Genomic DNA, 21,058 nt, shown 5'->3' with positions numbered 1-21,058 from the left:
GTTTATCTCTTTGTATTACCGAGGCACGGAGAGCAAGTCCGAGCACTCGGTAATTTTACAAAGATTAATCTAAATAAAAAATCCCTTAGTTATACCCTGGGTTCTGGGTTAATTTACTATTAATCAAAATCTGCGGTGCAGGTATCGGTAAATAATATTCAAAATCAGAATATACATAATCCAAGGCATTGAAGGCAATACCTCCACGCGATACGGTTGGATTCGACTTTTCTCTAGCACCATGGGCGTTCATAAAAGTGGTCAATTCCGATGGAGTCATGGTTCTTTGTAAATCAAACCAACGGTGATTTTCAAAGGCCAATTCCACACGACGTTCTTGCATGATTGCGGCACGTAAACCTTCTTTGGATAAACCTGCCAATTCTGCTAAGCCTGCTCTTTTACGGACAGCATTCACATAGCCTAAAGCTTCAGCGGTAGGGCCTGAAGTTTCATTGATGGATTCAGCTAACATCAACAAAGCATCTGAATAGCGCAATACGGGCCAGTTATTATCCGAACGACCCGAAATGGTGTGAGGATATTGGTATTTAGCCACGTATGGAATTCCCACAAAATTTCCATTTAAAGTATATCCAGATTTCAACGAAATATCCTTACGTAAATCTCCTGCCTCATAGGCATTGATCATATCACGTGTTGGAATATTTCTTCCACTTGGCGTAGTATTGGCATAACCTGTTACTGCTCCTTGCGATAAACGTGGCGCAAAAACATAGACAAAGTTACTTTGCTCCCCTAAGTCGTTTCCTCCTTGGTATTGTACCTCAAAAATCGATTCAGGTCCATTTTTTCTGGCTGGATCAAAGTTGTCTTTGTAGTTTGCATTCAAAGAATAACCTAGACTTAAAATATCCTTTAACGTTGTAGCTGCGGCAGCATAATTCTTTCTAGTTAAATATACTTTACCTAATAAAGCTACGGCTGCACCTTTAGTTACTTTACCTCTTCCAGAAGCTGGATAAGAACTAGGTAATAACTTAACGGCATCAGCTAAATCCGTCTCGATTTGCTTGTAAACCTCCGCTTGAGGTGAACGAACTAACGCAAAAGATTCATTCGGATTAGACAAGGTCTTAGTGGCTAAAACCACATCTCCGAAATAACGAGTCAAATTGAAATAATGGTATGCTCGAATGAATTTCAATTGTCCTTCTATGGCCGCCTTAGCTGTGGCATCAATGGTTGATGCAGCTAATTTTTCCAAGGCATAATTGATGTTGTACATCGTGGCATAATGGTTATTCCAAAGCGCATTTATTTCGCCATTTCCTTGATTTACCGTAGAGAATTCAAATGCCTCCCAACCCGCTGCACCTCCACGATCCAATGGATTGAAGTCTAAGGTGGTATTGTCTGACATAAATTCCTGTTGAATATAGGCAGAGTTCGTAATAGTCTGCAACTGGCCATATATTCCATTCAAAGCTTGATTGAATTGAGTTTCATTTTGATAAAACAAATCTCGACCAATCCTCGTAGGGTCTGTTGTCTTCAAAAAGTCTTCTTGACAAGAGAACTGAATGAAGCAAAAAGATAATAATATTGAAGCTGTTATTTTTTTCATTTTGGTAGAATTAGAAGTTTAATTTAACACCAAGAGCCACTGTTCTTGGAACTGGATATGACTCATCGTCATTGTTCAATTCCGTACCGCCTCTAACACCTGAATCTGGGTTATTTCCTGGGTAATTGGTGAATAAGAATAAATTATTCGCAGTTAAGAATACTCTAGACTCGCTGAATATATTACTCATTTTAGGAAGTTTATATCCTAATGTCACGGCCTTTAACCAAACATAACTTCCGTCATATACATAACGCTCACTACTCTCACGTGACCATTTAAAATAACTCGTTCCACCTTGAGAGTTTTTACCATTTGGATTAGTTCCTTGGTTAGTCGCTGATCTCCAACGATCCTTCGCTTTATCCAATACGTTAAATACACCGTCCATGTTCATGGTAGAAGCTTCAATATTACGGTAGATGTCAAAATCTTGTGCCCCTACAAATAATACGTTCAAATCCCACTGGCGATAATCTGCCGCCATAGTCCAAGCCCAAGTAAAGGCAGGATTTGGATTACCAATTTCTGTCATGTCTTGTGTATCATAAGAAATAACACCATCTCCATTCATGTCTTTGAACTTCATTCCTCCAGGAATAACTCCGTCTTGCTTAGCCCAAGCATCAATTTCCGCCTGCGTATTGAAAATTCCTTCTTTTCTATAGCCATAAATCATACCAATAGGGCGACCTACTTTCATGACATTATATCCACCATAAAAACCTCCATACCAAAGCATATCATTAGCTCCTTTGATAGCCAAAATTTTACTTTGATTCATGGTAACGTTCATGTTGGTTCTGAAATTCACTGGACCAAAACTGGTGCGATAATCCGCACTAATTTCCACCCCTGTATTTTGAACCTGACCGATGTTATCCAAACTGGTGGTAAAACCAGAAACCGCTGGAATAGAAACAGGCAATAACATATCGTTGGTTACCTTTTTATAATATTCAAAGGTGAATGTCAATTTGTTATTGAATGTGGCTAAATCCAAACCAATATCTAATTGATCTGACTTCTCCCATTTCAATGAGGAGTTGGCGAAATTACTGATCACCTTACCTGGAGCAAAGCTATTTCCTAAGATGTAGTTATTAGCCCCCACAAAAGCTAAGCTTGGATAGTTACCAATGTTATTGTTACCTGTAACACCCCAGCTAGCACGAATTTTCATGTCATTGATAAAGCTGATGTCCTTCATGAAAGGTTCTTCAGAAATTCTCCAACCCACCGAAGCCGCCGGGAAATCTCCAAATTTATTGTTTTCTCCAAATCGAGAACTACCCTCTCTACGGAAAGATGCTGAGAACAAATACTTATCTTTCAAGGCATAGTTGACACGAGCAAAATACGCCATTAATGACCAACTGTATTCATAAGAGTTGGATGAACGAATCGAACCCGCTCCTAAATAAGGTACTAAATCATCTGGAAAGGTATTAGCTGATCCATCGATTCCATACACCTGCTCTTTCTGTGAAGTAAAACCAAGCATCGCATCCAATTTATGCTCTTCACCTAATTTAGGTGTGTAAGTCAGCAACTCATCAAAGGAAACGTTTTGCAATTGCTCTGAAATATCACGAGCTGTAGCAATTCTTGGTGGCGCTCCTGCCGTTCCTGAAGCAACAGATGCTCCAATGGTCGAAGGCACAAACTCTTTAAAGCGGTTGAAATTCATTTTACCATTGATGGAAGTTCTAAATTTCAAACCCTCCATAATCGTAAACTCTGCAAAGGCATTGGCTAACACATCCGAAATATTTCTTTTGCGAATAACATTTTGCAATAAAAATACGGGGTTAGGAAAACCAAAGGCTCCATCTACACCACCAATATAAGGTCGCATACTTCCATCAGGATTGTATATCGGCTCACGTGGATCCATTAATAAAGCTCCACCAACTAAGGCACTACGTCCGTCGGTATTGGCTACATTTTGACGAGTCAAACTTCCGTTGACATTTAAACCCACCGTTAAAAACTTATTCACTTGTCCTCCGTTGTTAGAACGAATCGAGATACGGTCATAATCCGTATTCATGATGGCACCATCTTCTTTATAATAACCAACAGAAAACATCGATTTGATTGGACCTTTACCTGAACTAATCGTCAAGTTAGCATCTTGATAGGCCGAATTCTTATTAAGAATAGCTCCAAACCAATCTGTTGAATATTTTGTCTGCTCAGGAAAACGATATCCAATAGGTACCTCCTCTAAAGAAGGCTCTCTTTTTTGTAAGATCCGAATGGCATCCATGAAAATATCTTTCTTGAACTGAGCAAACTCAGGACCATTTAACATTTTCACTCGACGAGAATCAGGAATACTGTTTACTCCATAATCCACAGAGAAATTTACGTTTACTTTCCCCTCTTGGGCATTTTTGGTGGTGATTAAAACCACACCATTGGAACCTCTCGCTCCATAAATGGCAGTAGATGCCGCATCCTTCAAGACCGAAATACTTTCAATATCATTCGGGTTAAAGTTGGCACCAACAGTAGTTCCTACCGGAAATCCATCAATTACATACAGTGGATCACTACCCGCTCCCAAGGAGCCTATACCACGAACACGTACTTCAAAAGCTCCACCAGGAGTTCCTGCTTTTTGCTTCACCACTACCCCTGAGGCACGGCCTTGCAACAATTGGTTCATGTTACTAGCAGGTTGCTCCCCAATGTCCTTCATACCAATCACTGATACAGCTGAAGTGATATCTTGTTTTCTTTGGGAACCATAACCTACCACAACCACTTCGGTTAATTCTTTTTGGTTTTCTTCCAATTGGACATCAATTACGGTACGGCCTTGTACCGCTTCCGACTTAGGTAATAATCCAACGGATGAAAAATTTAGAACCGCATTTTTGGAGGCTACTCGAATGGTATATTCTCCGTTTACGTTGGTTACTGCACCGTTATTCGTTCCTTTTTCTAACACCGAAGTGCCGGGAACTCCTACTCCTCCGGTAGTGCTAACCTTTCCTCGGACTTGCACACTTTGAGCAAGTCCTTGGTAAACCAGGAGCATACAAAAAATTAGTAATGATAGTTTTTTCATAATAAGAGGTTTGAGTTTGGATGTAAAAGGTTTGTACAAAATTTGCTTTTCAAATAGTACTATTTATAGAAACAATACAATTATTAAGTCCAACTAACTCATTTGAGTAAAGTCAACCATCCTTAACTATCCTTATTAAATTAATTTATAAACTATTGTATCTTTTTGATAATCAGGTTAAAGCGATAAAACGATGATTTTGTGGCGAAAGCTCGATTGAATACCAAAAAGAAATAATGCAATTTTTTCAAAAAAAAATCAAACAGTTACTTTTGTGGATGAAAAAAGGTTGATAATGTGACCCTACGCATAAGGATGAAAATAGTATCTATTCAAGATTGAAATCTTAGTTCTACAAAATATTTCTACCTTTGAACATAAATTTTTAATCATGATTTACCATTCTGTATTTCTTCAATTCAAATCAGAGCTTAGCCAAGAACAGCGAGATACATTCTTTGCAGCAGCTAAAAAATTAGCTCATATTCCAGGAGTTCAATCCTTTCAATGTCTTCAAGAAATAAGTCCTAAAAATTCATTTGAATATGGATTAATCATGCAGTTCGAAACAGATGCTGTATATCAAGCCTATACCCAACACCCTGATCATGTACGTTTTGTCGAACAAGTTTGGATACCAGCAGTCGCGAGTTTTCAGGAAATCGACTATACCCAGATTCCTTAATACTCATGTCAGAAAACCCAGTCATACTCAACATCAAAAAACACATCCACTTGAGTGAGGCTGATTGCGCATTGATTGAACAAACCTGGAGAAGGGTCAAACTCACTAAAAAAGAATACCTATTTGAACGAGGAGAAATTACCAAAGATGCAGCTCTCGTGGTTTCAGGCTGCCTAAGATCCTTTTCTCTTGATGAGAATGGATTTGAACATATCATGCAATTTGCCCCATCCAATTGGTGGATTACAGATATGTACAGTTTTATATCCCAAAAACCAGGTGACCTCAGCGTTCAGGCCATCATGGATTCCGAAGTAGTATTGCTCAGTAGAAAAGACCAATTAGTGCTTTTTGATCAAATCCCAGCACTGGAACGGTATTTTCGGATTTTGACAGAAAATTCTTTGGTCGCGTATCGACAACGACTTATCGACAATCTCAGTTTAAGTGCCAAGCAGCGCTATGCTAATTTTTGTCAAACTTTTCCTACACTAATCAATGATATTCCTCAAAAATTGATCGCTGCCTACATTGGAGTTACTCCGGAGTTTCTTAGCAAAATGCGCAGCGAATATCTGCGTGCACGCTAATTAAAATCGAATATACCCTCGTTCATTACTAGCTCGGTTAGGATTATACTTTCTTAATCTAGATTATGATTTCTGGAACATCTAGTGCTGACCTTTGTATTGTTAATTCAAAACAATATGACAAAGAGCATCTTACACAAAGCAGACTCGAGGGGCAAAGCCAATCATGGATGGTTAATCAGCTCACACACATTTAGTTTCGCCAATTATTACGATCCTTCCAGAATCCATTTTGGTGCACTAAGAGTACTCAATGATGATATGGTCAAAGGTGGAATGGGCTTTGGCCAGCATCCACATGACAACATGGAAATCATTAGTATTCCTTTGGAAGGAGATCTAGAGCACAAAGACAGCATGGGTAATGTGGCGGTAATTCGTCAAGGAGATATTCAGGTAATGAGTGCCGGAACAGGTATTTACCACAGTGAATACAATTATCACAAAGACGAAGCCGTTAAGTTTTTACAAATTTGGGTGTTCCCAAACAAGAAAAACGTAACGCCTCGCTATGACCAAATCACTTTACAAAACAGCGATAGTGTCAATCAATTGCAGCAAATCCTTTCACCCAATCCAGAAGATGAGGGGGTTTGGATACACCAAGATGCCTGGTTCCATTTAGGGAATTTTGAAGAAGGGAAAAGCAGCCACTATCAAATTAAACAATCAGGGAATGGCGTCTATGCCTTTGTTCTAGAAGGTCAATTCAGCATCGAAGGATACGATTTGGACCGTCGGGATGGTCTTGGACTTTGGGACCTTGAAGGCTTTGACCTAAAAGCAAAATCCGAAAATGCCAAAATACTTCTCATGGAAGTTCCCATGCACATTTAACAACAAATTCATTCACATAGTAAACAACCAACAAACATGGCAAATTTAACTTGGGCATTAGACCCAACTCACTCCGAAATTCAATTTAAAGTTAAACACTTAATGATCACGAACGTGACGGGTGGATTTACCGATTTCAATGTAAATGCAGAAAGTTCGGATGAAACTTTTGCTGACGCAAAAATCAATTTTACGGCGAAAGCTTCTAGTATCAGCACAGGAAATGAACAACGTGATGCTCACTTAGCTAGTGCCGATTTTTTTGAAGCTGACAAATTTGAAAACATTAGCTTTAGCTCTACGGGCATTGAAAAATCAAGCAATGATGAGTTTAATCTTTTGGGCAATTTGACCATCAAGGATGTAACTAAACCTGTAAAAATTCATGTGGAATTTGGCGGTGTAGCTAAGGATCCTTGGGGAAATTTAAAGGCAGGTTTTACCATCAATACTAAAATCAACCGTACAGATTTCGGATTAAACTGGAATGCAGCATTAGAAACTGGTGGTGTATTAGTTAGCGAGGAAATTAAAATCGCTGGAGAAATCCAATTAGTAAAAGCCTAAGCACTTTTGATCCTATACTCCAGATGAAAATTCATCATATTTTAGTGGTAGGAAAAAACGAAGCAATCGTCGCCTTGCTGATTAAACTAGTCAATAAGTACCCCGAGCTTTTTGCTCTGGGTACTTGTGAGCTAGAAGAAGTTCCCTCCATTTGCCAAAAAAGCCCCATAGACATTGTGCTATTCAGCAGTGGCTTAAGTTTACAACAAGAAAAAGAGATGGTACAAATCGTCTCCCAAATTCATCCAAATGTAAAAACCATCGAACATTTTGGAGGAGGCAGCGGATTACTACGCACGGAATTAAATCAAGTTCTTGGACTAGAGCTACTCAGTTTTTAACCTAACATTACTCACAAATTTCTATGGACAGTCCCTTCTTGGGTACTGGGCTATAAGCTTTACATTGTGCACACATTTTATCCTCTGGTAAAGCAGGAATGCTAAAATAAAATTCATCTCCCTCCTTTATACTTTCTGGAAAGGAACAAATACTCCTTAAAGCAAATGCCCGAGTATACGTTTTACCCGTCATGGGATGCTTCCATAACATTTCTACCTGGCTACTATCTACTTGCCCTTCGATCACCTCAATCACGTAATTCATACAGATCCCCTTCACCGCTAATCGTCCTTTTAGACAAGTGGTCTTCGGTAATTCCTCTCTTTTACAAGCAGAAAGTAGCAATAAGCAACATAAAAAACTTAAAAAATACACCTTACTTTTCATGGCTCTGAGTTGAATTTTCCATTTTAGCAATCGCTTTGATACAAGCTTCTCGACCACAAGAAATCAATTCCTCTGCTCGATCAAATTCAAATATAGAAGAAATCGATTTAGGTATCTCAATTAAAATATCCGGTTGGTATTTATCAAGCATCATTTCCGTGACTTTATCTTGTGTCATTTCATAGGAGTAAAACAAGATATCGCTTAGGGATTTCGTACTCGCCAAGGTTGATAAATCAGTAGGGGCAGGACTAATCCAATATTTACCTAGCCATTCTTTAATTCCTTGTAAAAGCGCTGAATCATCTGATTCAATCTTTTCTGGCAGAACAAAAAATGGAGCATCTCCATTTAAATCAACCGCTATGACCATTTCGCCCTCTTGTTTTTTCACGACATTCAATGGCAATGGATTAAGAACTCCGCCATCCACTAATACATGCTCTCCATCAATAACGGGAGTAAAAATGCCCGGAATGGCAATAGAAGCTCGCAAAGCACGGTACAAATCCCCCGACTGAAACCAAACCTCCTTTTTAGTATGCATATCAGCTGCCACAGCAGTAAATGGAATGCGAAACTCTTCGATCAAAGGCACATTGATGAATTGAGATAGTACCTCAAAAATTCGCTCTCCTTTCACAAAACCGTGCCTTCCTAAGGTGAAATCCAATAAGCTGAACACTTTGGATTTCGTTAATCCCAAAGCCCAGTTTTTATAGGCCTCATGGAAACCTGCCGCATAAATCCCACCAACTACAGCCCCCATGGAGCATCCAGTCACACTGATTATCTCAAAATTTTGCTCTTCCAACACATCAATGACCCCCATGTGCGCAAAGCCTCTAGCACCGCCACTTCCCAACACCAGATGTACTTTTTTCTTTAATTTCATAGAAAAAAATCTTTCATTCAAAAACGTACCTGCAGGTTCAAACTAAGAATAAGTGAAAACAATTTTCATGATCATACAATAATTTCCTTGCCTGAATCGTATTGTCACTAGCTATATTAACGATGAAAAAGTACGGAATATTACTCGTAAACCTCTTCTTGCTGCAGTGTAAAAGTGCTGAAAAAATCAGCCCAAGCTGTTACCAAGGAAAATTAGTGCTTCAAGGTATTTGCATGAATGATGTGATTGAAGCAGTCAACAAGGACATCGATACATCGCAAGTAGCAGTTAATTGGAAAAATCCCACAACAGGAAAAAGCTACCAACATGTTTTTGCCTTGGCTAGCACCTGTACTTTTCCACCTAACATCAAGGAAGGCGACAGCTTTACCTTTAAAATCGTCAATCCGCCTAAAGAAAATACCTGCGCCCAATGCTTGGCATATAGCCCAACACCCTCTAAAAAGCTCTACATCGAAATCTGTCCATAGCGAAGGAAAAGGCCAATACTAAGCCATATTCCTTTCCAAACTAGGTATGATTAAAGCCTCAATGCGACTTTCCATTTGCTTCAAATCAGGCAACATATCGTTCCAATTGGGAAATGGTAAGGCTTTGTAATACTCGACACCTGCCAACAAGTTTTGTTTGAATGTCTTCAAATACCGCTCCTGTTTGACATTCATGTTTTCCATACTTTCTGCTACTTCATTTTTGAGATAATCTACATACAAGCCCAGCTCCTTGACAAATAAATTGGGTCGATTTTGGGTATTCAAAATATTGATACGACCATAAATATGATCAACCATTTGTTTTAAAGAATATACTCCTGAGAAATAAGCCAAATTCGGGCCTGGACAAATAGCAATGGAGTGCAAATGATGCTTGGGTTTGATCCCATGATTTTTCAAGACAGAAGTCCCAAGTCCAGTACATAAACAGGCTTTTTCAGTAATCTTATCAAAGAGCTTTTGAAACTCATTTTTAGGTAAATTCTGGGCTTCCAACTCCTTAATTTTAGCATGCTGGTACTGACGTGAAGCCGTGCAAATCGGCTTTTCGGTGAACTCCGTATTGGTGGATAAATATTCCAAGTTACAAGGACTGCCTGGCCTTCCTTTTTCGATTCTTTCCAAGCGCTGCTTTTCGGAACTGCTCTTTCTGAAATTATTAAAAGGAACACCCAGTGGCGAAGCATGGCTCATGTAATAATCAGATTCCTCTGCCATAGCCAAGGCGGTTAACGTGGCCTCATCAACATTGGTCGCCTCAGGCACCAACAAAAATGGACTTCCCCATCCCGTTCCTTGGGTTTGATAATGCTCCAATAAAAATTCATTTTCTTCACTCGTGCCTATTCCTCCCTGAACCGTTATCCGCATTTCAGGCAATTCCGCATAGTTTATTCCTCCCTTTTCGGTCATTACTTTTTGACACATCTCAAAAAGCTCTTGCTTCATTTCCTCCCGACTACGCTTAAACTCTTCCAAAATAGGTCCTAACAATAATCCATCGGTAGCAAAGGCATGACCTCCGCAGTTCAGTCCTGATTCGATTCGGAATTCAGAAATCCAAAGTCCCTTTTTAGCCAATAGTTTCCCCTGCGTCAAAGCACTTCTAAAATCACTTACTTTCAAGATAATTTGCTTCTTTAATTCCCCTTGTTGATTAGGGAAAAAATCGTCAAACTGCTCGATATAACTATATAGCAAAGGATTATATCCTGCTGAAAATATAACCGATGATTTTAAATTGCTCATCGCATATCCTCGAAGTGCTGACAAAGCATCGGCATACTCCTTTTCCAAAGCTTCCCCCTCTTGGTTATAATTGGTTTTATTCACTTTGGACATGATATTCACATCGATGGAACCCGGAATGATACTTTCTCTCAGGTAATTTTCGAGCGACTCCTCTTTCGTTAAAAGCCAAGATAGGTATGCTTGTTTCAATGGAGAGGATTCTGGTAATAAGTCGAAATAGCGAGATAAATCACTTCCCTCTTCCCAAGATTGCTGGCGCATGGCCTCAATCTTTTCATTCACTATTTCATTCACCAAATTCAAATAGGCTTGAATACGTTTGGCCCGATAATCTGCTTCTGTTTTTAAAATAGGAATAAACTCCTTTGCATGGGCTTTGGCATGTACTTCTCTCATTTCCTCTACGAGGTGATCATCCATGATGGATATAACCGAGGAAATTCCTAAATGAGCTACTTTGACCGGCGTATCAATGGTAAAGCCTAATCCCATGACCGGGATATGAAATGAATGTGCGAGCTTTTTAGACATAATCTACTATTGTTTGCTACAAAGTTCAGCTCTAAGTCCCCAAATAAATATGACCTTCGTCAGGTATACCAACTAATTAAATGCCACTATTTAAAGCATTTAACCACAAAATTACATGCTCCAGCTGTTTAGGCTCTCTTCTTGAAAATCTTTTTCTCCCCCAAAATCCACAAAGGCCTATTTGGATTTTCCCGAGGTTGTATACGTTTTTCAGATTTTGTTTGAATGTGATTAATGGCCATCTGGATGTCATCCGTAAATAAGATATAATCAAAGTCGCCTGGGCTTACAGTTTCTTCTTTGATTAATGATTCAAAATAAGCCATCAGTTTTTCATGGTATTCCAAACCCATGACAACTACCGGAAAATGATTGATTTTACCAGTTTGAATTAAGGTAATAACTTCGAAAAACTCATCCAATGTGCCTAATCCTCCGGGCATCACCACAAAGCCAGACGAATATTTACGCAGTAATTCCTTTCTAACAGAGAAATACCGAATGGTCACAAATTTATCTAAATAGGGATTAGCGTGTTGTTCAAAAGGCAATTCAATATTACATCCTAAAGACACTCCTCCTGCTTGCATGGCTCCTTTATTCGCCGCTTCCATAATGCCCGGTCCTCCGCCAGTCATGATCGCAAATCCCAATTGTGAAAGTTCTCCAGCTAACTTCTCCGTGGTTTGATAATAAGAATGCGCTGAATCAAAGCGGGCTGAGCCAAAAATAGTGATACAAGGTCCGATAAAGTGGAGATTTCGAAATCCCTTAATGTATTGAAACAATACTTCCATCGAAAAAATCAACTCTTTCCAGCGTGCTCGTGGTCCTTTTAAAAAATCAAACTCATTTGTCCATTTCATAGTACATACTTTGCATTCATTAGAAACGAATTTACAGGATTAATTAGTAGAGCCAAACCTTTTATCTTTTTCATGACCAAATTCAGTTTCTTCGATCATCCCCGCCAAATACCTCCTTTAAACCTAAAAATACCCAGCTAAGGATACGTTTTGAGTATAGAATCTCTATCTTTTGATTGTTTAATAGACATTGCCCCTTACCTACTCATGAAAAAAGCCTTGTTGGTCATCATATTGACTGTCGCCAACCTATCCATCGTTGTTAGCCAAGGAAACACAATTTCAGGTAAATTAATCGACCAACAAAGTCGGCAAAAAATTGAATTTGCGAATGTCAGCTTGTGGAAAAAAGACTCCACTGTGTGGAAAGGAACATTGAGTGATACCCTCGGAAAATTTGTTTTCAGTGATGTCCCCGTGAACATCGCATACCTGAAAGTTCAAGCATTGTCCTACAAAACTAGAACCTTTTCTGTAGTCGAGTTCAAACAATTTTCTAGCCATGAAATTGCTTTAGTTCCTGACAATCAAACCCTCCATGAAGTAATCGTTACCGGAGAAAAATCGGTAGCGGCATTGCAAATGGATAAGCAAACTTTCCAGACGAAACAATTTCAAAATGCCGCCAACGGCACAGGTATGGATTTGATGCAACGCTTACCTGCAGTTACCGTCAATACCGAAGGTGAAATTGCATTAAGAGGAAGTACAGGATTTGTTTTATTGGTCGACGGCAAACCTTCTACCAGAACTCCCGCCGATATTTTAGCTCAATTACCCGCCAATATCATTGAAAGCATCGAGCTCATTACCAGCCCTTCCGCCAAATACGATGCCGATGGTAAAGCTGGAATGATCAATATCATCACAAAAAAGAATACGCGGATTGGTACATCTTGGTCCGGAAATATCATGAATGGAGGGATTTTACCTTTACGATTTGGTAGCGATTTGCAATGGACCTTTACCGACAAAAAATGGAGTGTTTTTGCTGCGGTAGATTACCGACGATTTGACATCGATGGCTTTCGGGTAGGAGAAATTCGCACCAAATTTCAAGATACCTTAATCTATATGCCTTCCCAAGGAGTTAGAAACTACATGGATTTCCAATATTCGTTTCGGGCTGGAGGTACATTCCAAGCCAGCTCGGTGGATCAATGGAATTGGTCGGCATACATAGGCGAAAAACAAACCGACCGTACGGCCAATTTGCATTATCAGGATTTTATACGGACGCCTGCAGGAACTGATTTATTCTCTTCCTTCAATGCTTCTCAAAGCCCTTACAAGCAATTTTTTAACCAAAACTTATTTGTTCGTTCAGGTAAATTTCAAACATACAACATCGACTATTCCCATACATATCCCAATCAAGCTAAACTGAGTCTCCTAGGCCTGTATGAATTCTCTAAACTAGGTGGCCCATTAAATAATTACGATACCTATGAAGGAAGCAATAAACTGTTGCTTTGGGAAAGATCTACAGAAACAAGTCCGTTGAGTGCTTGGAGATTTCAACTAGATTATAGCCTACCGCTTCGCAATAAAAATAAGCTGGAGGTGGGTTATCATATAAGGCATGTCAACCACCAAGGTGATTTTCTGTTTGAGCGCTATGCAGCTGGTACCAGCACTTGGGTTTCCGATCCAAACTACACAGACAAGATGGTGTTAGTCCAACGTATACATGCCCCTTATGTGCAATTAAACGGTGCGAAAAAGCAATTTTCTTATGCCATCGGATTACGCTCAGAATGGATGGATCGTACGCTTACTCATGACGGAGAACCAGGTAAAATATATGCCCTCAATCAAATTTATTTATTCCCTTCCTTACAAGGGATTTGGAAATTGGAAGGAGAAAAGACGTTACGAATCGGCTATAGCCGAAGAATTGAACGACCAACCAGCAAGTTGATGTCGCCTTTTAAAAACCATCGCCATGCTGAAACCATAGAAACTGGCGACCCCAATTTATTGCCAGAAATAGCCAATGTGTTGGAAATAGGTTTAAGTAAAGGCTTTGAAAATATCTCATTTACCGCTACAGCCTATGTCAACTTCCTTCAAGATAAAGTTTTCCGAGTAAACGAAATTTATAGTAGGACCATTTTAGGACGAACGTATACCAATGCCGGAAATTCACAATCAACCGGTATGGAATTTTTGACAGAAATTAGACCTAGTAAAATTTGGAAAATATACCTTTCGGGTAACCTCTATCAGTTTGATGTACAAGGAAATTTCCGAGGAATAGAAACTCGACAAAGTAGTTTTAATTATAATCTAAACGGAAATACCAGCCTAGATATCAGTCCAACATTGCGCTTCGTTTGGGATTTTACCTATTTATCAAAATCCGTGACTACACAAGGCTATGACTCTAATTTATTACTTTCCAATGTCAGTTTGAAATATAGCCTTTGGGGAAATAAAGCGAATGTAAACCTACAATGTCTGAATGTCTTTAATTCCAATATCCAAACCATTGTTACACAAACACCAAGCTTTTACAGTAGTACAGATTACCGTAAATGGGACAGAGTCATCCAGCTAAGTGTAGGTTTCCGAATCAATGATCGGGGACAAAAAACAAAATCCACCAAAACAGAATACGGAGAAAAAGATTTCTAAAAAAAGAGCCCCGAAATTCGAGGCTCTTCTCATTATAAAGATTTCAAGTATTGAACACTTAAGGGTACATTGACCATTTCATTGTCGCTTTCGTCCTCTATAAAACAATGCTCCACTCCTGCTTTTTTACCCAATTGAATGATTTTTTTCCAGTTACCTTGACCTGTTCCTACAGGAACATCATTGATGGCAGGCGTATGCCCCGTTAAATCACCAACAACACCTTTGCGCAAATCTTTGACGTGCATCAATTTCCAGCGACCAGGATATTTCTTCAACAATTTGACCGGCATTTTTTCTCCGCCACCGTGTAAAGTCCACAAGACATCCATTTCAAAAGAAACATAGGCTGGATCCGTCTTTTGAATGATGTAATCCAATAAAGTTCCTTTCTCAAAGGGATGAAACTCATATCCATGGTCATGGTAGCATAGCGTTATTCCATTTTCTTTCAAAACCTTACCCGCTTTATTAAATACATTCACTGCCTTTTGAGCATCTTCTAAGGTAAAGTCATTCCCTTTATGAGGAATCCAAGCACACATGACAAATTTAGCCCCTAAGACTTTTGCCTTTTGAACTACCGCCATAGGATCCTTCTCTAATTCCCCAAAATCGGCTCCAGTAGATGGAATAGAAATACCTCTTGCGTCGCATTGTTGTTTAAACTCTTGCAATGTCATTCCCTTAGCGCCACCACCTTCTAATTCGGTAAAGCCCATACCTTTGATAACATCCAATGTTTTTAGTGGGTCCTGAGGAAATTGCTTTCTAAATGTGTAGGCTTGTACTCCCAAGGGATAGGTATAAATTTTCTGAGCATAAGCTCCCAAACTAAGTCCAATTCCCAAAAGGACAAGCATCAATCGATTCGTTTTCATATGTATTTTGTTTTATAAGTTCTTTTTCTTCAATTCATCCACCGCATGATTCGCCGCACGAGCTGCTAATGCCATGAATGTTAAGGTGGGATTTTGTGTCCCTGTTGATGTCATGCAGGCACCATCGGTGACAAATACATTTTTGCAGGTATGTAACTGATTCCATTCATTCAATAATGAATGGTTAGGATTCTTCCCCATGCGTACGCCGCCCATTTCATGGATATCAGCGCCAGGTGCCGATTTGGAATCGGCTGTTCTGATATGCTGAAAACCTGCTTTTTCGAACATTTCTTGCATTTGCTCTCTAAAATCCTTGACCATTTTGACATCATTTTCCGTCCAGTCACAAGAGAATACAATCTGTGGTATACCGTATTTATCTGTCAAATCGGAGTGCAGACGGATGTGGTTTTGCTCCGTAGGAACTGTTTCTCCCATCATCCAAGCTGATATATTCCAATTGCCCCATTGTCGACTCAATAAGTTATCTCGTAAGGTATCACCTATGCCCGTTTGCTTGGAATATTCTCCTCTACCTCCACCAACACCCACCGCATAGCCCCGTAAGAAATCCGTTTCCTGACGTTTTACATTTCTAAATCTAGGAATATAGGCATTACTTGGGTTGCCTCCTTCGGTCTTTTTGTCTTTAAAGCCATCATAACTCGCATTGGCCGAACCACGGTAATTATGCCAAGCAATGAATTTTCCTAGTAAACCAGAATCATTCCCCAATCCAGTTGGAAAACGATTCGACTTAGAATTAAGAAGAATGGCATTGGTATTGATGGTAGAGCCATTAACAAAAATCACTTTGGCAAAAAAAGGAATCATCTCATGACTAGTGGCATCTATCACATTGACCCCTATGGCTTTATTTTTTTTATCATCGTAAATAATGGAATGCACAACCGAATGTGGACGCAATGTTAGATTTCCTGTTTTTGCAGCCCATGGCAAAGTGGAAGCATTACTACTAAAATATCCACCAAAATTACATCCTCGATTACATTGACGCTGGCTCAAACAACGGCCTCGTCCCTGCTGTAAATGGATTTCTTGAGGATCGGTTAAGTGAGCGCAGCGACCAGAAATAACCCAACGATTACCATAAGCTTTCGTTAACGTTTCTTTAAGATGTTGTTCCAAACAATTTAATTCAAATCCCGGCTGAACGATGCTATTGGGAAGTTCCGCCAAGTTATCATTAAAACCCGCTATACCAGCAAACTTCTCTACATGATCATACCACCGTTCTATGTCTTTATACCGAATCGGCCAATCTGTTGCAAATCCATCACGAATAGGTCCCTCAAAATCAAAATCCGACCAGCGTTGGGTTTGCCTAGCCCATAATAAAGACTTTCCTCCCACATGATATCCCCTAGTCCATCGAAACGGTTTTTCATACACAACAGGTTGCTCATCATCTGGCAATGCCCAATGCTTGGTTTCTTCTCGCATAAACCCACTGGCAGAAAAACCTTGCTTGTCGGCCAAGCTTACCGTACCACGATGCTCAAATTCCCAAGGTGCTTTAGAAGCCGTGGGATAATCTTCTACATGCTTTACCTGCCTGCCCCGTTCCAAAACCAAGGTCTTTAAACCCCGATCGCAAAACTCTTTAGCAGCCCAGCCTCCACTGGCACCTGATCCTATGACGATGACATCATAGGTATTTTTCTTAGCTATACTTAGATTCAAATTGGCCATAAATTATACGTTTACACAGCCATGGTAAAAACCTGGGGCCATGACATAATGGTAATGTTCCGTCAATACATACTCAGAAGTTGTATAGCCCCGTATCGTTTCTGACCTTAAGATGGTATAAGCCCATAGGTGCTCGGCCGACTTCTCTAAATCCAGTAATAGTCCTTCTCGCTGCGCAGCACTGCATGCCCCAAATGCCAAATGGTGATTTAAATCCGCTTGTAAGGATAAAGCTTTGATGGCTGCTTTAAGCTTATTTTGGTCCTCCATCGTATAGCAATCACTAAATAGTTTATCAAGAAAAAGTTCCACTCCAACCCCGTTCGCTCCTTTGGATGTTCCTTCCGGAATGAAGGTTCCCGCTATTAGTCGGAGCATCTCCTTTTCTTCTAGCTGAAATACTTGATTCGTAACTATTTGTTCTCGACTCCAGCCTTGTGCCCAGCTGGGTAAAACTACCAGAGCTCCTGCTGAAAGGGCTATGGATTGCAAAAGCTTTCTTCGTTTCATTGGTTCATCTTACTTGTGTAATTTGGATGTATTTGCGTAAAAAATTACCATTGACTACCCTGATTTCATTCAGGCCTTGGCTACAATTTCAAAAATCCTAACAACTAAAATTGTTTATTTAAGTGATGGTATTCTACTTTCGACATGTATGGATAATAGGGTAATGCCTCTATGAGCTCCTTTGTCTTAGCTTCATCAATTGATTGAAATATTAACACAGCATCTTTTTTTGAAACTGAAATAAAAAAGCTTTCCAAAATCTGATTTTCTTTCCATTGATTGACAAACTCCATTTCCCTCTTGGGCAAATCGGGTGTGCTTTTTATCGTTTCTATTCCACTATCTGAAAGACTAATTTGTACGAGTATTCTTTCCATATTGTGTTCTATTGTTATACGTTGATAAATTGTCCTAAAGGAATGATATTTGCCCCAAACAAAGCTATAAAAATTTCGATAACAGCTTAGAGGCTTAGTTTAATTGCCTGATTTGTTCTCGGTAATATTGTACCGACCGAATAACCGAAGGTAGGTTACTTGGTTTCTCTTGGGTATCCCGTTCTATATTAATATTCCCTTGAAAACCTTGTCGCTTTAACTCCGCAAAAACCTCCGTAAAATTCACAACGCCTGTTCCAATAGGTACATCCTTCAATTTTGGATTATTATATTCAGCTATATCTTTTAAATGAATCGCTATAATACGCCCTTGTAATTTTTTTAATGCATCCACAGGATTGATGCCACTTTTAGGATAATGACCTAAATCCGGACAAGCATAAAAATTGGGATGATTTTTCATCGCAATAAGTAGGGAATCAGGAGTCCAATAAACACTCGTTCCTTTCCAATGGTTGTGAATAGCCACTTTGATTTTATAAATCCCTGCCAGACTATCTACTCCATCCCATAAATGAACAGGAGGCTCAGCGGTAACATAGTTGACTCCTAATTCTTTAGCTATGTCAAACTCCTTCTTCCAACGATCAATGGTCTTTCCTCCCACCAAATAAATAGATTCCATTTTGAGACCCTTCACTTGAATCATTTGTTTCAGTTGTCGAACGCCCGACTTCGACAAGTTCATCACCGCTGAATCCTTCAAGGCGGCACCTGCTTTACCAAAAGTATATCCTTCAATAAAATGTAAACCTGCACTGTCAGCCTTAGCCAATTGATCTGGAAAGGAAAATCCATTAAATGTGTAAAGTGCGACTCCAAGCTTCCAATCTTTAGGAGCCTTTTTTACTATATTTAATTTTTTATTCACATATTTATCTGGCAGTTTGGCCAAGCCGCCTAAAGAAAGACTGATACATAAGCTGAAAAAGCCATAGGTAAATAATTTTTTCATTTACATGTGTTTTTAAGATAAAAATGACCCTATTTGTTGATAGGTATACCAAATTAAACGAAAAAAATCAGTATTTTTTCCACATAAACCTGTAAAATAACAAGACAAAGCTCCCGTCTAGTAACCATTAAATAAAAATTCACGGCAAGCATTGAAACAAATCGTATGAAAAAATCTCTTATTCTACTCCTGATTAGCTTTTATAGTTTGGGTCAGGCAAAACAAAAACCCAACATCATTTTCATTATTTCGGATGATCATACTTCCCAAGCCATTAGTGCCTATGGAAGTAAATTGGCTAAGACCCCCAACATTGATCGCATTGCTAGAGAGGGAGCCATCCTGTATAATAACGTAGTGACTAATTCTATTTGTGGACCAAGTAGGGCTACCTTATTGACTGGCAAATTCAGTCATAAAAATGGCTATAAGTTCAACGAAAAGAAATTCGACATAGAACAAGCCGTTTTCCCTGAAGAATTACAAAAAAACGGATATCAGACCGCTTGGGTAGGAAAAATGCACTTAGGGACTTTACCTCATGGATTTGATTATTTGAACATTCTTCCAGGACATGGTAGTTACTACAATTCTGATTTTGTAGATAGTCAAAATAAAACTACCCGACGTGAAGGTTATGTCACCAATGTCATTACTCAATTATCAAAAGAATGGTTAAACCAACGAGATCCCAATAAACCATTTTTCATGGTGGTTGGCCATAAAGCGACCCACCGTTCTTGGTTACCCGACATTCCTGATTTAGGAGCGTATGATGACGTGACTTTCCCTATTCCAGACACATTTTACGATAATTATGCTGGAAGGTTGGCAGCAGAAGATCAGGACATGACGATTGACAAAACCATGATTCTAAGTCAGGATTTAAAAATCCATGGTAAATATGAAGGCCCTGGAGATGGAGGCAATTATAATCGCTTTACCCCTCAGCAAAGACCTCCTTTTTATGACTATTATGAAAATAAAATCAGTAAAGAGTTTGATGAGAAAAAACTCAGTGGCAAAGCACTAGCAGAATGGAAATACCAGCGCTACATGAAAGACTATCTTTCTACGGCAAACTCGCTCGATCGAAATATCGGTGAATTATTGGAATACTTAGATAAAACGGGATTAGCCAAAAATACGGTCGTGGTCTATACTTCCGATCAGGGCTTCTACTTAGGAGAGCATGGCTGGTTCGATAAACGCTTTATATATGAGGAATCTTTAAAAACTCCCTTTGTGATTCGTTATCCTGGTGCCATCAAACCCGGCACTAAAGTAAGTCAAGTCGTATCTAACGTGGATTGGGCTCCTACTTTACTGGACATTGCTCAAACAAAGGTACCTGCGGAAATTCAAGGTAAATCTTTTCTACCTGTGTTAAAAGGCCAAGGTAAAAACTGGAAGAATGAATCGTATTATCATTACTATGAATACCCACAACCCCACCATGTCTATCCACACTTTGGATTAAGAACGGCTCAATATACCTTAGTTCGTTTCTATGGACCTAAAGATTTCTGGGAATTGTATGATATCAAAAAAGACCCGAAAAATTTGAACAATATCTATGATAAAAAAGAAAATGCGCAAATTATTGCCGATTTGAAAAAGCAATTAGTACAAAAGATACATCAATATGATGATAAAGAAGCCTTAGAAATATTTCAAAAAGGACTATAATCGAAAAACTAAAGAATAAAAAAGCCCATCGCTAATAACGGTGGGCTTTTTGCATTCCTGTGTTCTATAATTGTATACTGTCTTAATTCTAAACAGGCTGCTTATTAAACTCAATGATTGAATCTTATAAACATTAGTT

At 39.2% G+C, this 21,058-nt stretch carries 19 protein-coding genes; 8 read left to right on the top strand and 11 right to left on the bottom strand.

Features of this window, described 5'->3' with window-relative positions; all coding sequences use genetic code 11:
- Positions 1 to 85 precede the first annotated feature (85 nt).
- Positions 86 to 1,588: a RagB/SusD family nutrient uptake outer membrane protein gene (locus G9H65_RS02115; RefSeq protein ID WP_166373699.1), complete on the bottom strand. Its 1,503-nt coding sequence runs from the start codon at positions 1,586 to 1,588 to the stop codon at positions 86 to 88.
- Between the two features lie 10 nt (positions 1,589 to 1,598).
- A complete protein-coding gene (locus tag G9H65_RS02110) occupies positions 1,599 to 4,667 on the bottom strand; it encodes a SusC/RagA family TonB-linked outer membrane protein (protein WP_166373698.1) in 3,069 nt (1,022 codons plus the stop codon).
- A gap of 391 nt (positions 4,668 to 5,058) precedes the next feature.
- On the opposite strand from G9H65_RS02110, the gene G9H65_RS02105 reads away from it, so the two are divergent.
- From G9H65_RS02105 to G9H65_RS02085, 5 genes are all read left to right on the top strand, one after another.
- On the top strand, positions 5,059 to 5,352 hold the full coding sequence (locus tag G9H65_RS02105) for a Dabb family protein (protein WP_166373697.1): 294 nt from the start codon (positions 5,059 to 5,061) through the stop codon (positions 5,350 to 5,352).
- Between the two features lie 5 nt (positions 5,353 to 5,357).
- Positions 5,358 to 5,942 (top strand): Crp/Fnr family transcriptional regulator, encoded by a 585-nt coding sequence (locus tag G9H65_RS02100; protein WP_166373696.1) that lies wholly within the window; start codon positions 5,358 to 5,360, stop codon positions 5,940 to 5,942.
- A 117-nt stretch (positions 5,943 to 6,059) separates the two neighbouring features.
- A complete protein-coding gene (locus G9H65_RS02095; RefSeq protein WP_166373695.1) occupies positions 6,060 to 6,779 on the top strand; it encodes a pirin family protein in 720 nt (239 codons plus the stop codon).
- A gap of 36 nt (positions 6,780 to 6,815) precedes the next feature.
- On the top strand, positions 6,816 to 7,346 hold the full coding sequence (locus G9H65_RS02090) for a YceI family protein (protein ID WP_166373694.1): 531 nt from the start codon (positions 6,816 to 6,818) through the stop codon (positions 7,344 to 7,346).
- Positions 7,347 to 7,369: 23 nt separating this feature from the next.
- Positions 7,370 to 7,687 carry a hypothetical protein gene (locus G9H65_RS02085; RefSeq protein WP_166373693.1) on the top strand — a complete coding sequence of 106 codons (318 nt, stop codon included), beginning with the start codon at positions 7,370 to 7,372 and terminating at the stop codon, positions 7,685 to 7,687.
- 7 nt (positions 7,688 to 7,694) lie between these two features.
- Here the strand turns inward: G9H65_RS02085 and G9H65_RS02080 are convergent, their stop codons facing one another.
- On the bottom strand, positions 7,695 to 8,075 hold the full coding sequence (locus G9H65_RS02080) for a hypothetical protein (RefSeq protein WP_166373692.1): 381 nt from the start codon (positions 8,073 to 8,075) through the stop codon (positions 7,695 to 7,697).
- Positions 8,065 to 8,970 (bottom strand): patatin-like phospholipase family protein, encoded by a 906-nt coding sequence (locus G9H65_RS02075; protein ID WP_166373691.1) that lies wholly within the window; start codon positions 8,968 to 8,970, stop codon positions 8,065 to 8,067. Before G9H65_RS02075 ends, G9H65_RS02080 begins: the two co-directional genes overlap by 11 nt.
- Positions 8,971 to 9,092: 122 nt before the next feature.
- On the opposite strand from G9H65_RS02075, the gene G9H65_RS02070 reads away from it, so the two are divergent.
- Positions 9,093 to 9,461 (top strand): hypothetical protein, encoded by a 369-nt coding sequence (locus G9H65_RS02070; RefSeq protein ID WP_166373690.1) that lies wholly within the window; start codon positions 9,093 to 9,095, stop codon positions 9,459 to 9,461.
- A gap of 18 nt (positions 9,462 to 9,479) precedes the next feature.
- Here the strand turns inward: G9H65_RS02070 and G9H65_RS02065 are convergent, their stop codons facing one another.
- Both G9H65_RS02065 and G9H65_RS02060 read right to left on the bottom strand, forming a co-directional pair.
- Positions 9,480 to 11,267 (bottom strand): hypothetical protein, encoded by a 1,788-nt coding sequence (locus G9H65_RS02065; RefSeq protein ID WP_166373689.1) that lies wholly within the window; start codon positions 11,265 to 11,267, stop codon positions 9,480 to 9,482.
- A gap of 128 nt (positions 11,268 to 11,395) precedes the next feature.
- Positions 11,396 to 12,133, bottom strand: coding sequence for an LOG family protein (locus G9H65_RS02060; protein ID WP_166373688.1), 738 nt, complete (start codon positions 12,131 to 12,133; stop codon positions 11,396 to 11,398).
- A gap of 207 nt (positions 12,134 to 12,340) precedes the next feature.
- Between G9H65_RS02060 and G9H65_RS02055 the strand changes: the two genes are divergently transcribed.
- Positions 12,341 to 14,770, top strand: a complete 2,430-nt coding sequence (locus tag G9H65_RS02055) for an outer membrane beta-barrel family protein (RefSeq protein ID WP_166373687.1) — start codon at positions 12,341 to 12,343, stop codon at positions 14,768 to 14,770.
- Positions 14,771 to 14,802: 32 nt separating this feature from the next.
- On the opposite strand, the gene G9H65_RS02050 is transcribed toward G9H65_RS02055, so the two are convergent.
- From G9H65_RS02050 to G9H65_RS02030, 5 genes are all read right to left on the bottom strand, one after another.
- The gene (locus G9H65_RS02050; RefSeq protein ID WP_166373686.1) at positions 14,803 to 15,651 is read right to left on the bottom strand and encodes a sugar phosphate isomerase/epimerase family protein; all 849 of its coding nucleotides are present in this window, start codon (positions 15,649 to 15,651) and stop codon (positions 14,803 to 14,805) included.
- A 12-nt stretch (positions 15,652 to 15,663) separates the two neighbouring features.
- Positions 15,664 to 17,367 carry a GMC oxidoreductase gene (locus G9H65_RS02045; RefSeq protein WP_166373685.1) on the bottom strand — a complete coding sequence of 568 codons (1,704 nt, stop codon included), beginning with the start codon at positions 17,365 to 17,367 and terminating at the stop codon, positions 15,664 to 15,666.
- Positions 17,368 to 17,370: 3 nt separating this feature from the next.
- On the bottom strand, positions 17,371 to 17,877 hold the full coding sequence (locus G9H65_RS02040; protein WP_166373684.1) for a gluconate 2-dehydrogenase subunit 3 family protein: 507 nt from the start codon (positions 17,875 to 17,877) through the stop codon (positions 17,371 to 17,373).
- A 104-nt stretch (positions 17,878 to 17,981) separates the two neighbouring features.
- On the bottom strand, positions 17,982 to 18,254 hold the full coding sequence (locus G9H65_RS02035) for a hypothetical protein (protein WP_166373683.1): 273 nt from the start codon (positions 18,252 to 18,254) through the stop codon (positions 17,982 to 17,984).
- A gap of 94 nt (positions 18,255 to 18,348) precedes the next feature.
- The gene (locus G9H65_RS02030) at positions 18,349 to 19,230 is read right to left on the bottom strand and encodes a sugar phosphate isomerase/epimerase family protein (RefSeq protein ID WP_166373682.1); all 882 of its coding nucleotides are present in this window, start codon (positions 19,228 to 19,230) and stop codon (positions 18,349 to 18,351) included.
- Between the two features lie 165 nt (positions 19,231 to 19,395).
- Here G9H65_RS02030 and G9H65_RS02025 point away from each other — a divergent pair, with 165 nt between their 5' ends.
- Entirely contained in the window at positions 19,396 to 20,919 is a 1,524-nt protein-coding gene (locus G9H65_RS02025) for a sulfatase family protein (RefSeq protein WP_166373681.1), read from the top strand.
- Positions 20,920 to 21,058 lie beyond the last annotated feature (139 nt).

The organism is Aquirufa ecclesiirivi, from assembly GCF_011250515.1.
Classification (GTDB): domain Bacteria; phylum Bacteroidota; class Bacteroidia; order Cytophagales; family Spirosomataceae; genus Aquirufa; species Aquirufa ecclesiirivi.
Note: the sequence above shows the minus strand (reverse complement) of the source record. Positions and strands in the feature narration are given on the sequence as shown.